Origin of the sequence: Chryseobacterium sp. KCF3-3 (assembly GCF_045865955.1) — a bacterium.
Lineage (GTDB): Bacteria > Bacteroidota > Bacteroidia > Flavobacteriales > Weeksellaceae > Chryseobacterium.
In genome coordinates, this window is the sequence record NZ_AP035792.1 from 4,986,372 (window position 1) to 5,004,754 (window position 18,383).

The window sequence follows — 18,383 nt, forward strand, 5'->3', positions numbered from 1 at the left end:
TATTAAAAAAATGGAAAAATTTACATTCAGTTCAAGTCTGGTTACCGGATGCGTTTCTGCAGCGTTATTGCTTTTCACCTCTGTGGCCTGTTCAAAGGATAATCAGGATGAATCGTCTGATCCTGCCGTTAAAGAAGTACAATTGAGAAATGATGCCGGTCTTGGAAGTGTACTGACTGATAAAGAGGGCCATACTCTTTATTATTTTGCCAATGATGCTACTGCCACCAACAATTGTACCGGAGGATGCGAACCGGTATGGCCTATCTTCAATGTAGATAATCTTTCTGCCGAAAAACTAGGCTCCGGATTGGAACTTTCAGATTTTACGACAATAACAACGGGTTCAGGGAAAAAGCAGGTAACCTATAAAGGAAGACCTCTTTATTACTATGCACCTTTGGTGAACGGAACCAATGTAAAAGAAGATGCAGGGAAAACCGGCGGAGAAAACGTAGGAGGCGTATGGTTTGTTGCAAAACCTGATTATACTATTATGCTTACCAATGCACAACTTGTAGGACATGACGGAAAAAACTATACTTCAACGTATACGGAAGGGACGGAAAAAACGCTCTATTTTACAGATGCTAAAGGAGTAACACTCTACACCTTTAAGAATGACAAACAAAATAAGAACAATTTTACCGCCTCTGATTTTTCGAATAATGGCGTTTGGCCCATTTATGAAACAGATAAAATTGTAGTTCCTTCCGGGCTTGATAAAACGCTTTTTGGATCTATTACAGTATTCGGAAGAAAACAGCTTACGTATAAAGGATGGCCTCTTTACCGTTTTGGACAGGATAATATGGTGATGGGCTCTAATAAAGGTGTTTCATTTCCTACTCCGGGCGGTGTTTGGCCTGTACCTGTGAAAAATATGGCAGCAGCTATGCCCTAGTTTTGTGTTTTTATAGAAATCTCAGTGCTAAATAACGGACGTGCTGCCGTGCCGTTATTTAGCTTTTGTATCTTTGTTACTGCTTAACTGCCTGATTTTTATTTATGATCTATGCAAAATATATAAATACCAACGGAAGAAAGGTATTCAGGATTGATCCGAGAATCATTCTCTTCAGCTCTCTTTTTATGGGGATTCTGGCTTCAGTGCCCAAAATACTCCGTATGCATATTACACTGGGAGAGCTGACGATAGATTTTTCCATCTCCTTTTTATTCTCATTATTTGTATGGTATTTTAATATCTACAGTCTGCCGAAGTTTTCTATTCAGAATATATCTACGAGATTTTTCAATAAAAAACTGGTGATCAGCTTATCCATCGGAGTAGTTGTCATGGCAGCCATAGTGCTTATTCATCATATTATATTTCCCAAGTATGGATTTAATACTATGGTGCTGATGTACGAATTCCGGGGCGTATTGATCAATCTTACGATTTATATGTTTCTCTACCTTTTGTATCAGACTTATAATTCTCAGCAGATTAAATTTGAACTTGAACAAATCAGAACGGATAATCTCAATGCCCAATATGAATTGCTGAAGCAGCAGATTAATCCTCATTTTTTATTCAACAGTCTCAATACACTGAAATCTATGATTGACATAAAAGATGAAAGTTCCGGGGATTTTGTGGTGAGGTTGGCAGATTTCTATCGCTTCACTTTAGACAACAGAAAAATGGATCTTATTCCCTTAAAAAAGGAGCTTACAATACTGGATGCCTACGTTTTTCTTCTGACATCTAGGTTTGAAGATGGTATAGAGTTTAAAATAGATATTCCGGAAGAGATCTTAAATTCTTACATTCCTCCGTTTACACTGCAGCTTTTGTGTGAAAACTGTATCAAACATAATATTGTATCACTGGCCAATCCGTTAATCATAAAATTATACAGTGATAACGAATATATTATTATTGAAAATAATTTCCAGCCGAAGAATATACCACAGGAATCCGCAGGGATAGGAATTGAAAATATCCGAGAACGTTACAAGCATTTTGCTGAAAAGGAACTTACCATCCTGCATAATGATCATAATTTCACAGTCAAATTACCCATAGTAGATGAAAGTTTTAGTAATAGAAGATGAGATAAAAACCGCAAAGGCATTGGGACGGATGATCGTTGCAGTACAGCCGGAAGCTACCATAGTACAGTACATTGAAAGTGTTGCTATGGCTGTGGAATATCTTTCTGGCACTGAAACTCCGGACATTATATTTATGGATATTCAACTGGCGGACGGAAATTGTTTTGAGATATTCAGCAAGGTCAGGATAAAAGTGCCCGTTATTTTCTGTACTGCCTTTGATGAATATGCGATAGAAGCTTTTAAAAGTAACGGAGTGGATTATATCTTGAAACCTTTTGAGAAAAAAGATATTCAGTCCGCTTTTGAAAAGATCAATAATCTTAAAAACTTTTTTCAGCACGCTCCTTCTCCCGACCAGAAACTGGAAGATATTCTGAATAATCTGACAACAGGAAGAGGAAAAACCAATTTCCTGGTCTTTTCCAATAATAAATACAATAATATCCCTGTTGACAAAATTGCCTGTTTTTACAGCCAGTTTGGAAGTACTGTACTGGTGACTTTCGATCAGAAAGAATATTCAGTTCCACAGTCATTGGATGAGATTGGACAGCTGGTTTCAGGAGCTCAATTCTTTAGAATTAACAGGCAATATCTGATCAGCTTTACAGCTATTGTTGAAGTGGAACATTATTTCTCCCGAAAACTTCTTGTCAGCCTGAAAATTACTACCCCCGAAAAGCCATTGGTCACTAAAGATAAAGCTTCCCGTTTTCTCCAGTGGCTGGAAGAGCGATAAAACAATTAACTAAAAGCAGTATATAAAATAATTTAATCTCTGATTACCATTGGAGAAAGCTAATATTTTGCCCAATCAGAAATCGTTTTGGAATACAGCAATAAACAACTGAGCTCAACTCCAGCTCAAAATAAAGAACAAATAAAATGGATCAAAAAAATACTATTGCAGACGGATTTATTCGCCGTAAATTTGGTTTTCTTGGTGAAGACTTTCTGGAAGAGCTCAAAACTCATGGAATCTACGACAAAATAGAAGCCAGGCAGGAAATCATCCGCGAAGGAGACCGCGTCAAGTATGTTTTGTTTTTAATAAAAGGAGCTATTAAAGTGTATTCTCTGAATGATGGCCGTGAACTTGTATATTATTATATCAGTGATGAAGAGAACTGTCTGATGACCTTTTCATCAATTTTTAATAATAACATCAGTAAGGTTTATGCTACTACGGAAGAGGACTCTGAGGTTCTTCTTGTTCCTCTGGCAGTGATAAGTAAGTGGCTGGTAGCGTTTCCTGCCATTAATACAATATTTTTTCATGAATATGAAAGAAGATTTTCAGCCGTGATGGATATGATTAATGAAGCAATGTTTCATCATCTGGATACACGCGTTCTGAATTATATTAAACGAAAAGTGATTTTAGCAGGAAATCAACCTGTAAAAATCAAACACAGAGAAATAGCAGGAAGCCTGGGAACTTCACGGGAAGTAGTAAGCCGAGTGCTGAAAAAAATAGAAAATGAAGGCAAAATCTTTAAAGATGAAGAAGGTAAAATATGGGCAGCAGATCAAATGCCTTTACCATTAAATAAATAACATAATACATACATTAATATTAAAATCTTTTCTCAATGAAAAAAATACTTTTTATCGGAATGGTGCTTATAGGGATTATAAGCCTTTCATCATTTATTAAATCGGATGATTCCAGAGGTACGAAACCTGCAAAATCAATTTATGATTTTAAGATTGAATCCATCGACGGCGGAAAAATTGACTTTTCTGAATACAAAGGAAAATACATTCTTATTGTAAACACAGCATCCAAGTGTGGATACACTCCTCAATACAAAGGCTTGGAGCAACTTTACAAGGATTATGGTGATAAACTGGTTGTGGTTGGCTTCCCTTCTGATAATTTTGCAGATCAGGAGTTTCATGACAATGTTGATATCAAATCTTTCTGCGAAAAGAACTATGGGGTAACATTTCCGCTTACTACTTCAGTGGATGTAAAAGGTTCAAAAATCACTCCTGTATTCGATTATCTTACTCATAAATCTCAAAACGGAGTAATGGACGCTACCATAAGCTGGAATTTCAATAAGTTTCTGATCAGCCCGGAAGGAAAATTATTAGAACATTTTGACTCTAAAGTAGTTCCTGAAAGTGATAAAATCACTCATTATTTCAAATAAATAATCTTTGCAAAACACTACTATCATTATGAGTAGTGTTTTTTTTATCCATGCACACAAAATTATTTTGATTGTGAATGACCATTCAAATGCACAAATTGAGTTGTATTAACAATTTAAATTACAAAAATCATGTCAATAAAGACCCTGAAGACGTCATTTTTACAACAATGGTTCATATACATTATAGAATTGTTAAATTTTATTAAATAAATATTAAAATGTATTTGTTTTAACCGGGAAATTATATTTATTTTAGTGCTTTAAAAATTTCTCATGAAAAGATATAATTTATTGATTGTACTATTACTGCTTATTTTCAATGTTACTACAGCACAAAAGAAGGGTTCTCCTGCTGCTGATCTTAGTATATTAAAAGATACAAAATCAAAAATCGAAGCTACCGTTCCATTGGTTATTCAGCATCTTCAAACGATCTCTACAAAAGAAGGAGATAATAATATTGTGAATAACGGAAAGATTGCTTTGGGTAGAGAATATGGTATTTTAGAGTCTGAATGGTTTTTATACAGAAACAATATGAAAAACTGTATCCTGAACAATTCTTCTAAAAAAGCTAAGAAATGTATGGAATACCACAACAATATGTTGAGAGGTACGATGATCAATTACAACAATTATATTACCAACCTTACAAGAAAGAACGGATATCTGGGTGTTGAAGGAGATACAAAATTTGAATTCAAACCTGCTGATATTGCTACAAAGCTGAGTGAAGCGTATTTCAATGCAAACGATGCTGCAGGAAGAATGAAAGCGGATCAGAAAAGAGACTTTTTAGGACAGACAATGTCTGATGACAACAAGCTTACTCCTTACGCTCAACTGGCACAATAATATCTAAATCATATTTAAAAATAAAAAAAGAGAACCTCAATTGTGGTTCTCTTTTTTATTCAAAAGCAAAAAATCTCCGCCGGAAAAAGCAGTTTTGTGGTACTAATCATAAAACCCTTGGGGAAAAAGTAGAAAATTAGGCAGAGATTTTTTTGCATACACTCTACAGATCAACTGTCCTACCCATGATCTGTAAGAGCTTTACAAAAATAGGACTATAGCCTTCTGCTGGCTGAAAATACCTGTAGAATTAAATGTTCAAAACTGTAGAACTAATACTACTTCTCATTATAGAAGTAAAGCACCTCAAAAAAGGTGCTCTACAATTACGTTTTACTCGCTTTATTCTTCCACCAGTGGTAGTAATTATGCAGTCCGTCATATTCAAACCCGCAGCGTGGATACAGCGTATTTCCTATATCATTTGTTTTTTCGGTTTCAAGCATCAGCCCACACGCTCCTGTCTCTTCACACCATTGTTTACTGCGGTCAATTAATGCCACAGAAAGCCCCTTCCCTCTATAATCAGGATGAACAAAAAGATCACTTAAAAGCCATTGTTTTTGCAATCTGGTATAATGAAATAATTTGTAAAGCTGTACGAATCCTACGGCTTTTCCGTCTGCAAATGCAAGGAAAATATCGGATTCACTATTTAAAAACCGTTCTTTAAGAAAAGCCTTCCCTTTTTCAATATCTGATTCCTGTCTGTAAAAAATACGGTAAAGATTGAACAATTCAGCCGTTTCATCAAGATCCTCAAGACTTGCCTTTTTAATCATGTAATTCATCGTTATATCTATTTTTATTAACAGGGCAAAAATAGCCTTAAACAGGACCAGTGATATCATCCAGAATCATATTAAAACTATAGTCCAGATAGATTTACTGTGATCTTTATTAAATTACACAATGAATACCGCACGTTTCGGATTGTATTGTTCTGAACAACTATAGATTTTTGCAGAATAAAATCAAACCAATGAAAAATATTCTTCATACACTCAAAAATACAGACTGGCAACACCTTACAGAAGCAATGCATCAAAACGGATATGCTATCATTCCTGATCTGCTGTCTGAAGAAGAATGTGAACTATTGAAATCAAATTATAATCATTCTTCTCTTTATCGTAAAACAGTTGTCATGGCCAGACATCGTTTTGGTTTGGGGGAATATAAATATTTTACTTACCCATTACCTGAAATCATTCAAACCATACGAACAACAATGTATCCCTATCTGGCTTCTATTGCCAATACGTGGTTTAAAGCGTTACATATTGACACTCAATTTCCTTTAGACCATCAGGAGTTCCTGAACCTATGTCATCTTAACAGTCAGCAAAAAGCTACGGTTTTAATTTTGAAATATGGAAAAGGCGGATTTAACACCTTACATCAGGATTTATATGGAGACATCTATTTTCCTATTCAAATTGTATTAATGCTCAGCGAACCTGACGAAGATTTTACAGGCGGTGAGTTTGTACTTACCCAACAGATTCCGAGGGCACAGTCAAAAGCTATTGTTTTAAAACCTAAAAAAGGGGATGTTCTTATTTTTACGACTCAATTTAAACCCGAAAAAGGAACCAAAGGATACTACAGAGTCAATATGAAACATGGAGTAAGTGAAGTGAGAGAGGGAAACCGTTATGCGCTAGGAATTATCTTTCATGATGCAACCAACTAATTATTAAATAATTGAACTATGATTCAGCATTCTCAGATACCAGCAGAAAGTCTTAGAAGTAAAATCCACCACAGACAAATTCGTTTTGGAGGAAATAAAAAACTGAAAATCTATGGATTGCTCAGCTGCCGCTCAGGAAAGAGAATGAAAATGGACAACAGAGTTTTCTTCACAGATGAGAAAGATGCTTTAGAAAATGGCTATCGTCCGTGTGGACATTGTATGAAAGAGGCCTATAAGCTGTGGAAAAACCAGTAGTACTTACCCTATAACCCTTCTCCCTATTTATTTTACCCAAGATAAAATCTTTGGGTCTTACCCAAAATGTAAATTCAGTTATAAAAGTTTGTCTCTACGCATTATTTCTACCTGAGATTGCTTCACTTTGTTCGCAATGACTGATAGTAAATAAAAAAGAGAAGCAATAAATATTGCTTCTCTTTCGTTTAGTAGCGGGAACCGGACTCGAACCGATGACCTTCGGGTTATGAGCCCGACGAGCTACCTACTGCTCCATCCCGCGGTATATTTTTAGAGTGTTTACCGAAAACACTTGCTTAGTAGCGGGAACCGGACTCGAACCGATGACCTTCGGGTTATGAGCCCGACGAGCTACCTACTGCTCCATCCCGCGGTGTATTTTTAGAGTGCCTACCGAAAGCACTTACTTAGTAGCGGGAACCGGACTCGAACCGATGACCTTCGGGTTATGAGCCCGACGAGCTACCTACTGCTCCATCCCGCGATATTGGATTGCAAAGGTACGAATATTTTTCACAAATCCTAATTTTTCTTTTAAATAAAGGACTTTTATGAAAACTATTTTATTATTTGTATCTTTGTTTTATGGCAAAGATATTAAAAATTTATCCGGACAACCCACAGGAAAATCTTGTGAATGAGGTTATTAAAACTTTAAACAACGGCGGGCTGATTATCTATCCTTCTGATACAATTTATGCTTTAGGCTGTAATATTTTTGATATAAAAGCCATGGAAAAACTGGCTCAGCTCAAAAAAATGAAGCTTGAGAAGTCAAAATTTTCAATTATCTGTAATGATCTTAGCCATCTTTCAGACTTTACAAGACCTATCGACACCTCCGTTTTCAGATTTCTGAAAAGTCATCTTCCCGGACCGTTTACTTTCATTCTGGAAGCTAATAAAAGTTTACCTTTAGCTTATAAAGGGCATAAAACAATTGGTATCCGTGTTCCTGACCATCCGATTCCACAGCTTATTGTTGAAAAACTGGGCCACCCGATTGCATCTACTTCCATTAAAGACGATGATGAAATTATCGAATACTCTACCGATCCTGAACTTATTGCTGAAAAATATGATCATCTGGTAGATATTGTTATTGATTCAGGGTATGGAGATAATGTAGCTTCCACTATTGTAGACCTTACGTCAGGTGAACCGGAGATTATCCGTCAGGGAAAAGGGATCATTTAATTCAAAGTTCAAGGTTTAGAGTACTTAATGATGAGTCTTACCGGGAAATATGCTGTAGGAATTTTACTCACGTTTACTATTTTGGCTGCAGCCATGCTGTATGCTTTTCCAGCTGTCATCATGATAACCGGAATAAAAGGAATTACAGAAGTCAATTTCTTTCTCAGCAGAATTGTTTTATGGATAATTCTCATTCTCGTATTTCTCTACACTATTTTTATTGAAAAAAGTGTTTTTTTACTTAAAGAAGAGAAAAAATATTCAGCTGCATTTTATGTCAAAGCTGTACTGAGCTTATATTTTATCTGTTTGATTGGCGGAGGGATTCTGAATGCGGTCATCCTGTTTTTTATAGAGGAAAAAATAAGCACTAAACTTCTCAACCTTGTACCCATTTTTAGAAATAATTATTTTTTAGTTATTTTTACATGCCTTACCGCTGCTATTGTAGAGGAATTCCTGATGCGGGGCTATGTACAGTCCAGGCTTGAAAAAATCTACAACAGCCCCACCGTTGCAATTGTTATTTCATCGGTCTTATTTGGAATTTTACATAGTACTTACGGTACCATAAGCCAGGTTCTTGGACCTTTCTTTATCGGAATCGTGTTTGCTGTATTTTATAATAAACGCTATTCAAATATTAAAATTCTGATCATCTGTCATTTTATGATTGATTTTATTGCCATGATGATGATGAATTTTATGGATATTAAACACTTATCTGTATTTTAACATTATGAAAATTATAACATCTCCTGCCAAATTAATGAACGTGGAAAATTCAACAGATCTGTTGAAATCTTCTACTCCAAGATTCATTGAAGATGCAGCATTGATACAATCTTATTTAAAAGAAAAATCGCCTAAATATCTTTCCGAGCTTATGGAAATTTCACCTAAGCTTGCTGATGAAAACTGGGAAAGAAATCAAAAATGGAAATCCAAACCTACAGCAAAAGAATCTGCTCCCGCAATGTTTGCCTTTACAGGAGAGGTTTACAGAGGGCTGGATGCCAAAACACTGGATAAAAATGCTGTAGATTACCTGCAGAAAAACTACAGAATGCTTTCCGGACTTTACGGTTTACTGAAACCCTCTGATAAAGTGATGCTTTACAGGCTCGAAATGGGTCGCCCTTTTGAATTTGAGCAATACAAAAACCTGTATGAATTCTGGAGAGAAAAGATTACGGAACAATTGAATTCTGAAATGAAAAAAGGAGAAATCCTTCTTCACCTTGCCAGTAATGAATATGGAAAAGTAATCGACAGAAAGAAACTTAACCATACCGTAATTGATTTCGATTTCTATGAATTAAAGGATGGAAAACTGAAGACCATTGTTGTGTATACCAAACATGCCAGAGGTCTTGTAGTGAGATTCTGTGCAGAAACCAATGCCAAAACACTGGAGGATGTGAAAGCCTTCAACTATGAAGGGTACAGAATTGATGAAGAGAAGTCTACAGATACAAAACTGGTTTTTACAAGATAAATGACAATTTCAGCATTTAAAAAATATTTCAAGACAGAACTTTCCGATCTTTATACAGAGTCGGAAAGTATGTTTTTATCGTCTTTGTTCATTCATCAAATCGTAGATTTTGATCCATTTCAGCAAAGAAGATTCGCTGAGCAGGAACTTCTGAAGGGTGATGAAGAAAAACTTTATCATCTTGTTTCGGAACTTAAAACCGGAAGACCTTATCAGCAGATATTGGGTGAAACAGAATTTTACGGAATGAAATTCTTTGTGGATGAAAATGTTCTGATTCCCCGCCCTGAAACTGAGGAGCTGTTGGAAATGGCTATCAGAGAAATTCAAAATTCAAGGTTTAAGGTTCAAGGTTTAAAGATTTTGGATATAGGAACCGGAAGCGGAATTATTCCTTTGGTTTTAAAGAAACATTTTCCGGAAGCGGAAGTTTCATCCATTGATTTTTCTGAAAAAGCTTTGAATACAGCTAAAAAGAATGCAGAATATCACCAATTGAAAATACAATTCATTCACGCTGATTATCTCCATTTTGAACTGGCTGAAAACTATGATATCATCATTTCAAATCCGCCTTACATAGGAATTGAAGAAGAGATTGAAATTGCCGATTCCGTGAAAGAATTTGAACCTAAAATGGCTCTTTTCTCTCCTACTTCAGATGCCTTAATCTTTTACAGAAAAATTGCGGAAGATGCCAAAAAGCATTTGAAAGAAAATGGTCTTTTGTTTTTAGAGATTAACCAGAAACTGGGTCCTGAAACACTGGAATTGTATCAGGATTTTTCTAACGCACAATTATTGAAGGATTTATCAGAGAATGACAGGTTTATTTATGGAAAGAAATAAGTAATTTTACTTCTATACATCTAACCTATGAAAACTTTGACAGGCAATGTTCTCATTGCTATTTCACTGATTACGCAACTGATATCCTGCAAACAGCAGCAGCCTAATGATGTTGTCAATGATTATTACAATAAAGGAGAATTCAACGGCTCTGTTCTGGTTGTAAAAAACGGCAAAATTGTCTGTGATACAGCGCTGGGCTTCCGTAACATAGAAAAAAGACTGAAAGCAGATAAAAAAACTTCGTTCTATATTGCATCTCTCAGTAAATCATTCACTGCTGTTGCTATTTTAATGTTAGAGCAAAAAGGGCTATTGAAACTTGATGACAAGGCTTCTCAATTCATCTCCCTTCCTGAATATGCGAAGAGTATTACGATCAGACAGCTTTTGCATCATACTTCGGGGATTAGAGATTATGAGAATCTATTTTCAAAAAAAGGACTGGCCAATCAGGATGTCATTAACTGGCTGTTCAATCTTAATGGTCTTGATTTTGTTCCTGACAGTAATTTTAAATACAGCAACAGCGGGTATATTATTCTTTCTCAGATTATCGAAAAAGTATCAGGAAAATCTTATCCGAGTTTTATCAATGAGCAGATTATCACTCCTTTAAAAATGAACAATACCCATGTATATGAACCAGGTACAATTATTCCGAATATTGCATTAGGATATAATGAAAAGAAAAAACCTGATGATTATTCTATTGCAACAACCGGAGATGGCGGGATCTACTCTACTCCTGAAGATCTTTATCAATATGATCAGGCATTGAGAAATTATACTCTTATCAGTAAAGAAAACACAGCCCTTATGCACACCCCTTCTCAATTATCTGACGGACAGATTTCAAACTATGGATTTGCGTGGTTTTTGGAGAAAAATAATGGTAGAAAAAACGCAATGCATACAGGTGGTTTGAATGGTTTTAAAGCCTTATTCTGGAGAGATCTGCAGCATAACAGCTGTATCATTGCACTTACCAATCAGGGAGATGCATTTCCTTTAGAAAACTTTTTACATGATATAAAAAAAACAATTCAATAACAAAATGAATATCCAATCTCACGAAATTAATAATATAAAAATCGCAGAAATTATTTCCGATGACCTCATTATCCAATCTGCACAGGACGGACTGGATTTGATGGGAAACATCTATTATCAGGGATTTGATAAAGTGATTCTCTATGAAAGAAATATTACCCCTGAATTCTTCGATTTAAAGACCAAAATTGCCGGAGAAATTCTTCAAAAATTCTCAAACTATCGTATAGGATTAGCTATTGTAGGGGATTTCAGTAAATATGAAAGTAAAAGTATGAAAGATTTTATTTTTGAAAGTAATAAAACAAGGCATGTCAATTTTGTAAGCACTCTGAATGACGCATTGAATAATTTTTCAAAATAGACTCTTTTTCAATCCTTTATATTAAAAATAGTAATATTTTTCTTTATTTTAAAATATCTACACCTCAATATCATCCTTTTTTAAGATTTCTCAATAGAATAGAAAGATTTACATAATAAAAACAATCTTATTGATTTGCAAATTATGTAAAAATTTAAACCAAAATATGTTAATTATTAAGAGAAGTTTAGAATTAATTCTATAAACACAAACTACTGAATATTTCTTTGTATATTTGCAAAAAACACGAGGGAATATGAATCTTACTTATTTAAGAGCTTATACGGCTACATAATCAATTTATTTTTTCGACTAACCGCCCAGGTAGGCATAAGATATTTCTTGATGAAGTATACTTGCTATATCTGTTGATGAGCTTTTGAACCAAAGGTCTCATTTGGCTATTATTTGAGCAGAACAATTCATTGTTTTAATGAATTTGTCAGTGATAACTATTGCCTTTGTAGAATTAAGCCTAAAAATATTCTTTTCTCTAAAAAAACATACACACAGATAAAAAATTATTAAGACATCATGATTAAAAAATTATTTCTACCAATCATTTTTGCCAGTTCATTTTCTTTCGCTCAAGTAGGGATTAACATATCCACACCTGATCAAAGTGCAATTCTGGATGTTTACAGCCAAAATAAAGGGATGCTGATCCCTAGATTGACCACAGCAAAAAGAGATGCAATTGCGAATCCGGCCAACTCGCTTCTTATCTATGATACTGATAAGAAATGCTTAAGTCAGAATATTGGAACTCCTACCAAACCTGATTGGCTTTGTATCAGCAGTAATGCCGTAAAAATGTTTTATATGCCTAGTGTTTCTTTTGATACTTCCACCACAGCCAATGGCAGAACCAAAGATTTATATACATTGTATAAAACTCAGTTTGGTTCCCCAAAAGCGAAGAGTACCAGCGCTCCTGCGGCAATACCTTTTTTCCCATCCAGTAAAGATCTTTACTATTATGTAACAGATGCAGATCCTAATGTATTCAGTAATATTTCTATTTCTGATGATGGAGTAATGACTTATGATGTAAAAGCTGCAGCAACTGACTGCTCTTTTATCAATATTGTTTTCGTTGTTAAATAATTGAGTGATGATAAAAAACAGCTCAATTTTACGATACAAAAGATTTCTGTTTACTTTTTCCTTATTTATTTTCTCACAAAATATTCAGGCACAAAATGAACAGGGAACCGGTTATCCGTACTTTGTTAATTTCACACAGGGATTACAGCCTCAGGAAGCCTATAAGGTGGCTACCAGTGGTGTTCAGAATGATGCAACGTTTACTACAGACGGGCTAAGACTTACCAGAAGTGTCAATAATATTTCGGGAGGAGTTATCCTTGCAGATAAAATTTTCAAAAGTGATCAGGGAATCAAGTTTGAATTCGAATTTGCTATTTATGGAGGAAATACCAACGGAGGAGATGGGATTTCTATATTCTTAGTAGATGGATCTATTCCTAAAGACCAGCTTAATCTCGGATATTTTGGTGGAGGATTAGGATATAGTTTTGTACGTGGTGGAGAATCTACAGAAGGACTGAGAGGTGCTTATCTGGGGATAGGTCTGGATGAATACGGAAATTTTAAAACCAGTTTTAACCAGGGTGAAAGGGTTCGAAATGGAATATTTGGGGTAACATTAGCCGATGGACGAAGTAACATATCTTTAAGAGGTAAACGTGGAAACCAATATCTTTCGTCTGCTGAACCGGTAGGATATAATGGCTATCCTTTACTTTACAGTACAGCTACCAATGCCTCACCTTCCAGCAGCAACCGAACCGCTTATCTGGATCCTGCAACTGGAAAATATATTGGTATTAAAAATACGACTCTTCAGCAATTCAGCATTGAAAGTGGAGGAACAACAATTCCTCAAAATGAAAATGATGCAAGATTCCGTAAAGCCTATATTACATTAGTTCCCAATCCTGCCGGCGGTTATAATATAACCCTGGAAATACAGCATGGAACGGTAAAAGAAAAAGTGATTGATAATTATTACTATCCAACATCTCTGAAATACACTGAAACTACGATATCCAACACTACGGTAAGAACGCTGGATACCTCAGCACCTTCTACTTTCAGAATTGGATTTGCCGCTTCTACCGGAGCTGCCAAAAATATCCATTTATTGAAAAACTTAGGGGTTACAAGACCTTATGCTGCGGAAGTAACGGATGATTTGTTTGCGGGTTGCCCAGGGATAAAGTCAATCTATTACCCTTTGCTTAATGATGCGGCTTATTCGTCAGCAAATGGCCAGAATCCGCCAACACTTTCATATAACAACCTTGATTTTAATTCATTCCGTTTTCTGGATAGCAACGGAGCTGTAATTCCCAATATAACAGGCGGAGTTTATACCAACAGCCAGGGAACATGGACTTATTTTCCCACTACCGGAGCACTTTCTTTCAAACCTGCAACGGGATTCACGGGAGTAGCCCAGGTACAATATGATATTAAAGGTGGCGGAAGCAATGGTACTGAAGCACCTTACAATAAGGAAGAATACAGATCATTGCCGGCATTGGTACAGGTTAATATTTCAAGTGCCAATAACTGCAGTAAAGCCTGCGTTATTTCCAATAAAAATGTAACTCAGAAGATAACAAGATAATTTGATAAAACCAGCTTTTAAGAGCTGGTTTTTTTATTCCTGACAGGATTTTCAATAAAATACTGTACAGCTTCTTCAATCGCCTTATCAATCGGCTGGTATTGAACCCCCAACTCCTCTATTGATTTCTGATTAGAATAATAATTAAAGATCCGCAGGGCTTTCATATTAGCAGAACTCAGATTCGTTTTTATTTTTAATTTTCTCAAACCATCACCCATTAATCCAAGGAAACTCAAAAGCTTGTTGGGGATGGGGATCATGATTGGATTTTGTTCCGTAATCCGGTTTACTTTCTTAAAAAAATCTCTGTAGCTTAAGTTTTCATTAGCTAAAAGATATTTTTCGCCATTCTTTCCTTTTTCAACGGCATTTACTATTCCGTTGGCTGCATCTTCCACATGTACAAAGTTCTTCCCTCCTTTCGGATAGAAAATCAGTTTCTTCTTCCAGGCCCAAAAGATGATTTTTCCGGAACTCGGTTTGCTGTCATAAGCTCCGATCATAAAGGTTGGATTAACGATAATAACCTCTGTATTTTTACATTTTTTTAAAAGATAATCTTCTGCGGCCTGTTTACTTTGGGCGTAGAATGAATGGGTAAAAGGATAAATCTGTGGTGCTTTTTCACTTCCCCAGAAGGCTGTGTTTCCAAATCCTAAAGTATTTGCGGTACTTACAAATAAAAACTTCTTTACACCCATCAATTCTGCATGGGTAAACAGATTCACAACCGCTTCATAATTCACTTTTCTGTATTCGTCATAACGGATGAGATTCTGGCGTGTTTCTGCCGCAATATGAATGATACAGTCAATATCGGTAAGATGTACTGAGATATCGGACGACAGGTCTGCTTCCAACAGCTTCAGATTTTTGTTTTCTTCGCCCAGCCAGCTGCTTTTTTTGCGCACCAGAGCAGTAACAGAATAACCATTTTGTAATAATTTAAGGATAACATTAGTTCCCAGAAGCCCTGTTGCTCCGGTTACACACACTTTTTTCATGCTTCGATTTCTCTTTTTATAGCCTGAGTCATTAATGGCAGTTTGATCCATATGGGCAAAATTTTCATCACCAGCCAGCTGATTGGGTTCACCATAATGACGGAATCTTTTTTAAACAATTGCCGGATGCAGTATGAAGCTACTTTATCAGGATTTAAAAGGGTTAATCTTCCCATAAGGCCTTGTTTTTCTATTCTTTCACAAACATCTTTATTGGTTTTCATTGCTCCCGGATTTACAACGCTTACAAAGACATTGGTCCCTTTCAATTCTTCATGAAGCCCTCTTGAAAATGAATGGATAAAACTTTTAGAAGCTGGATATACCGTCTTAAAACCGATGGGTGAAAAGGCCGCCATACTTGAAACATTCAGAATATAGGCTTTGGGTTGTTTTAAAAGGTTGGGAAGCAGCTGATGGGTAATCAGTGAAGTGGCCGCTACATTCACCTGTAGAATGGTGTTGATATAATCCGAAGAAGCTTCTGTGAATTTCTTCGTTCCGCCAAGTCCTGCATTATTAATCAGAATATGAATATCAAAAGAACTATTGAGCCATTCTGTAAGCTTCATCACATTTTCATGAACTGAAAGATCTGTTTCATAATAATGGGCTTTTATTTCGTACTGTTCTTCCAGATCTCTGGAAAATTCTTTAAGATTCTGATCCGGAAGGCTTATAAGAATGACATTGATCTTTTTCCTGGCCAGATGTTCAGCGAATGATTTTCCGAGTCCCTGGCTTGCTCCCGTAACGACAGCATATGATTCTTGGGTATCCATAAGTTTACATTTTATGGTACAAAACTATTGGGAAAGGTGGATTTGAATGTTCCGGATTATCTGAACGAACCGATTTTAACCCAGAAAAACAAAAACAATCAATCGACTACAAATCAATTAATTAAAAACACAAAAAGTAAAAGTTTATAAATCGGAACTTATTTTTTGAACTCGGAAGGTGTTTGTCCGGTCACTTTTTTAAAGGTTGTATTAAAAGATGTTTTAGAATTGAACCCGGATTCGTAAGCAATCCCGAGAATGGATAATTTGCTGTTGGGTTCTTTCAGAAGTTTTTTGGCGTAGTCTACTCTGTATTCATTCACATATTGGAAGAAATTTTTTCCAAAGCCTGTATTGATCACATACGAAAGATGATGGGTAGAAACGGACAGCATTTCAGCCAGTTTGATAAGGTTAAGTTCGCTGTCAAGATAAGGTTTTTGGAGTTCCATGATTCTTTCCAGTGAGGTTTTAATCTTTAGTAATTCTTCATCAGAGATCAGTTTTCTTTTTACTTCTTCCGGATCGGAATCTTCATCAATAGAGATCAGTTCCTGCCTTTGTTTTTCTTCTAAAGGATAAATTTCCTTCTGTTTCAGAGAATAATACCCTACCCAGTAAATAACGGATAAAAAGACGGCATTGATAAAGAAATTCAGCGATTTTGGATCATAGAACAGATTATAAATCACATAGATGATATTCACCATAAGAAGCACCAGAATAATATATTCCAGCCAATTCAGATTGATTCCTTCCGTATTAGATGAAAACTGCTGGATCTTTTTCTGATGCTTCCTGATGGTAATATAGGAAAGTGCCGTATAGAAGAGAGCCTGAATCAGGATCAGAATAATACTGAGATATTCAAATGGTTTTTCATAGCCCAGTTTAATCAATATAAGACAAACCAGAAAAGCTACCGGAAGGATTAAAAACTTAAACGCTGTAAGTTTAAAAGTAAAAGATGGATTGGTATAGAACAGCACACTCAAGTAAAAAACCACAGGAGTAAAAAACTGAATAAGTCTAACCCAGAACAGGGAATGAAACTCCACAATTGAACCGGTGATCAGAAACAGCACTTCATCCAGCCAGAAGGTAGACCACAGAAAGAGAAATATTCCAAACCAGAAATTGGCTTTATGATTTACCTGTAAAGGATTGGCCAGCTTTAGCAGAGAAAGCAAAACCAATGAACCATAGATAAGTATCACGATGAAACTGTTTAACTCTGATGTGTTCATTGGTTTTGATATTTTAATTAAAAATAGTCTTTTATCCTATTCGTTTCCTTACAAAAATTTCATATCCTAAATAGATGAGTGGAAGTGACATGATTCCTAAGAAAAGAATATTGCTCATAGCCAGCTGCGGATGCATTACAATAGAGTAAACCAACCCAAAAAATGCTCCTCCCAGGTGAGCCGCATGCCCCAGATTATCCCACTGCTTAGGATTCAGCATCATATACACTGAATACCCGAAATACAGTGTTCCAAATAACCATCCCGGTAAGAAGTTGACACTGATCTCATTCGGAGCCATCGCTATGGATGCAAAAATAATTCCGGAAACCGCACCTGATGCTCCAATCGCTGAATACCAAGGTTGGTTTTTATAAATCTGTAAGCTGAATAAATTCCCCAGAATCATTGATCCGAAATATAGAATCAAAAATCCTATTTCTCCAAAGAAACTAATAACTACTCCCTGGAAAAAATACAGGGAAAGCATATTAAAAAATAAGTGCATAAAGTCTGCATGCAAAAACGCAGAACTGATAAGTCTTATATATTCTTTACGATTCGCAATCGCTCCGACATTGAATTTATATTTTTCAAATAATGCTGTATTGTTGAACCCCATGTAACTAAAAATACATGTGGCTGCAATGATAATGATAACAACTATATCCATTGTGTTCTTTTTATGTTAT

At 35.7% G+C, this 18,383-nt stretch carries 21 protein-coding genes and 3 tRNA genes; 16 read left to right on the top strand and 8 right to left on the bottom strand.

Annotation, left to right across the window (positions count from 1 at the left end):
- Positions 1 to 10: 10 nt before the first annotated feature.
- The 6 genes from ACKTTZ_RS22255 to ACKTTZ_RS22280 all read left to right on the top strand — a co-directional run bounded on the left by ACKTTZ_RS22255 (position 11) and on the right by ACKTTZ_RS22280 (position 5,081).
- Positions 11 to 904 (top strand): hypothetical protein, encoded by an 894-nt coding sequence (locus ACKTTZ_RS22255; RefSeq protein WP_407846639.1) that lies wholly within the window; start codon positions 11 to 13, stop codon positions 902 to 904.
- A gap of 104 nt (positions 905 to 1,008) precedes the next feature.
- On the top strand, positions 1,009 to 2,061 hold the full coding sequence (locus ACKTTZ_RS22260; protein ID WP_051934318.1) for a sensor histidine kinase: 1,053 nt from the start codon (positions 1,009 to 1,011) through the stop codon (positions 2,059 to 2,061).
- Positions 2,036 to 2,803, top strand: coding sequence for a LytTR family DNA-binding domain-containing protein (locus ACKTTZ_RS22265; RefSeq protein WP_034695626.1), 768 nt, complete (start codon positions 2,036 to 2,038; stop codon positions 2,801 to 2,803). The genes ACKTTZ_RS22260 and ACKTTZ_RS22265 overlap by 26 nt, the downstream gene beginning before the upstream one ends.
- Positions 2,804 to 2,949: 146 nt before the next feature.
- Complete coding sequence (locus tag ACKTTZ_RS22270) at positions 2,950 to 3,621, top strand: Crp/Fnr family transcriptional regulator (protein ID WP_253317492.1); 672 nt, start codon at positions 2,950 to 2,952, stop codon at positions 3,619 to 3,621.
- 35 nt (positions 3,622 to 3,656) lie between these two features.
- A complete protein-coding gene (locus tag ACKTTZ_RS22275; protein WP_034695630.1) occupies positions 3,657 to 4,223 on the top strand; it encodes a glutathione peroxidase in 567 nt (188 codons plus the stop codon).
- 276 nt (positions 4,224 to 4,499) lie between these two features.
- Entirely contained in the window at positions 4,500 to 5,081 is a 582-nt protein-coding gene (locus ACKTTZ_RS22280) for a hypothetical protein (RefSeq protein WP_034695632.1), read from the top strand.
- Positions 5,082 to 5,407: 326 nt separating this feature from the next.
- Here ACKTTZ_RS22280 and ACKTTZ_RS22285 read toward each other — a convergent pair whose 3' ends face one another.
- The gene (locus ACKTTZ_RS22285) at positions 5,408 to 5,872 is read right to left on the bottom strand and encodes a GNAT family N-acetyltransferase (RefSeq protein ID WP_034695634.1); all 465 of its coding nucleotides are present in this window, start codon (positions 5,870 to 5,872) and stop codon (positions 5,408 to 5,410) included.
- A gap of 191 nt (positions 5,873 to 6,063) precedes the next feature.
- Between ACKTTZ_RS22285 and ACKTTZ_RS22290 the strand changes: the two genes are divergently transcribed.
- Together ACKTTZ_RS22290 and ACKTTZ_RS22295 are read left to right on the top strand one after the other, a co-directional pair.
- A complete protein-coding gene (locus ACKTTZ_RS22290; protein WP_034695635.1) occupies positions 6,064 to 6,777 on the top strand; it encodes a 2OG-Fe(II) oxygenase in 714 nt (237 codons plus the stop codon).
- Between the two features lie 18 nt (positions 6,778 to 6,795).
- Positions 6,796 to 7,035: an Ada metal-binding domain-containing protein gene (locus ACKTTZ_RS22295; RefSeq protein WP_034695636.1), complete on the top strand. Its 240-nt coding sequence runs from the start codon at positions 6,796 to 6,798 to the stop codon at positions 7,033 to 7,035.
- Between the two features lie 192 nt (positions 7,036 to 7,227).
- Here ACKTTZ_RS22295 and ACKTTZ_RS22300 read toward each other — a convergent pair.
- From ACKTTZ_RS22300 to ACKTTZ_RS22310, 3 genes are all read right to left on the bottom strand, one after another.
- Positions 7,228 to 7,300 (bottom strand) — tRNA-Met (locus ACKTTZ_RS22300).
- 38 nt (positions 7,301 to 7,338) lie between these two features.
- Positions 7,339 to 7,411 (bottom strand) — tRNA-Met (locus ACKTTZ_RS22305).
- A 38-nt stretch (positions 7,412 to 7,449) separates the two neighbouring features.
- Positions 7,450 to 7,522: transfer RNA gene (locus tag ACKTTZ_RS22310), tRNA-Met, on the bottom strand.
- A 101-nt stretch (positions 7,523 to 7,623) separates the two neighbouring features.
- Between ACKTTZ_RS22310 and ACKTTZ_RS22315 the strand changes: the two genes are divergently transcribed.
- The 8 genes from ACKTTZ_RS22315 to ACKTTZ_RS22350 all read left to right on the top strand — a co-directional run bounded on the left by ACKTTZ_RS22315 (position 7,624) and on the right by ACKTTZ_RS22350 (position 14,655).
- Positions 7,624 to 8,235 (top strand): L-threonylcarbamoyladenylate synthase, encoded by a 612-nt coding sequence (locus ACKTTZ_RS22315; protein ID WP_034696488.1) that lies wholly within the window; start codon positions 7,624 to 7,626, stop codon positions 8,233 to 8,235.
- Between the two features lie 27 nt (positions 8,236 to 8,262).
- Positions 8,263 to 8,970 (top strand): lysostaphin resistance A-like protein, encoded by a 708-nt coding sequence (locus ACKTTZ_RS22320; RefSeq protein WP_407846640.1) that lies wholly within the window; start codon positions 8,263 to 8,265, stop codon positions 8,968 to 8,970.
- 4 nt (positions 8,971 to 8,974) lie between these two features.
- Positions 8,975 to 9,733, top strand: coding sequence for a peroxide stress protein YaaA (gene yaaA, locus ACKTTZ_RS22325; RefSeq protein ID WP_034696491.1), 759 nt, complete (start codon positions 8,975 to 8,977; stop codon positions 9,731 to 9,733).
- Positions 9,734 to 10,582, top strand: coding sequence for a peptide chain release factor N(5)-glutamine methyltransferase (gene prmC / locus ACKTTZ_RS22330; protein WP_407846641.1), 849 nt, complete (start codon positions 9,734 to 9,736; stop codon positions 10,580 to 10,582).
- Positions 10,583 to 10,609: 27 nt separating this feature from the next.
- Complete coding sequence (locus ACKTTZ_RS22335; protein WP_407846642.1) at positions 10,610 to 11,635, top strand: serine hydrolase domain-containing protein; 1,026 nt, start codon at positions 10,610 to 10,612, stop codon at positions 11,633 to 11,635.
- Positions 11,636 to 11,639: 4 nt separating this feature from the next.
- On the top strand, positions 11,640 to 11,999 hold the full coding sequence (locus ACKTTZ_RS22340; protein WP_253317338.1) for a DUF4180 domain-containing protein: 360 nt from the start codon (positions 11,640 to 11,642) through the stop codon (positions 11,997 to 11,999).
- 534 nt (positions 12,000 to 12,533) lie between these two features.
- A complete protein-coding gene (locus ACKTTZ_RS22345) occupies positions 12,534 to 13,106 on the top strand; it encodes a hypothetical protein (protein ID WP_051934356.1) in 573 nt (190 codons plus the stop codon).
- A gap of 7 nt (positions 13,107 to 13,113) precedes the next feature.
- Positions 13,114 to 14,655: a lectin-like domain-containing protein gene (locus ACKTTZ_RS22350; protein ID WP_253317339.1), complete on the top strand. Its 1,542-nt coding sequence runs from the start codon at positions 13,114 to 13,116 to the stop codon at positions 14,653 to 14,655.
- 17 nt (positions 14,656 to 14,672) lie between these two features.
- On the opposite strand, the gene ACKTTZ_RS22355 is transcribed toward ACKTTZ_RS22350, so the two are convergent.
- The 4 genes from ACKTTZ_RS22355 to ACKTTZ_RS22370 all read right to left on the bottom strand — a co-directional run bounded on the left by ACKTTZ_RS22355 (position 14,673) and on the right by ACKTTZ_RS22370 (position 18,364).
- The gene (locus tag ACKTTZ_RS22355) at positions 14,673 to 15,662 is read right to left on the bottom strand and encodes an NAD-dependent epimerase/dehydratase family protein (protein ID WP_407846643.1); all 990 of its coding nucleotides are present in this window, start codon (positions 15,660 to 15,662) and stop codon (positions 14,673 to 14,675) included.
- Entirely contained in the window at positions 15,659 to 16,444 is a 786-nt protein-coding gene (locus ACKTTZ_RS22360; protein ID WP_034696496.1) for an SDR family oxidoreductase, read from the bottom strand. Before ACKTTZ_RS22360 ends, ACKTTZ_RS22355 begins: the two co-directional genes overlap by 4 nt.
- A 158-nt stretch (positions 16,445 to 16,602) precedes the next feature.
- The gene (locus ACKTTZ_RS22365; RefSeq protein ID WP_407846644.1) at positions 16,603 to 17,691 is read right to left on the bottom strand and encodes a helix-turn-helix domain-containing protein; all 1,089 of its coding nucleotides are present in this window, start codon (positions 17,689 to 17,691) and stop codon (positions 16,603 to 16,605) included.
- Positions 17,692 to 17,722: 31 nt separating this feature from the next.
- Positions 17,723 to 18,364 (bottom strand): rhomboid family intramembrane serine protease, encoded by a 642-nt coding sequence (locus tag ACKTTZ_RS22370; protein ID WP_407846645.1) that lies wholly within the window; start codon positions 18,362 to 18,364, stop codon positions 17,723 to 17,725.
- Positions 18,365 to 18,383: the final 19 nt, after the last annotated feature.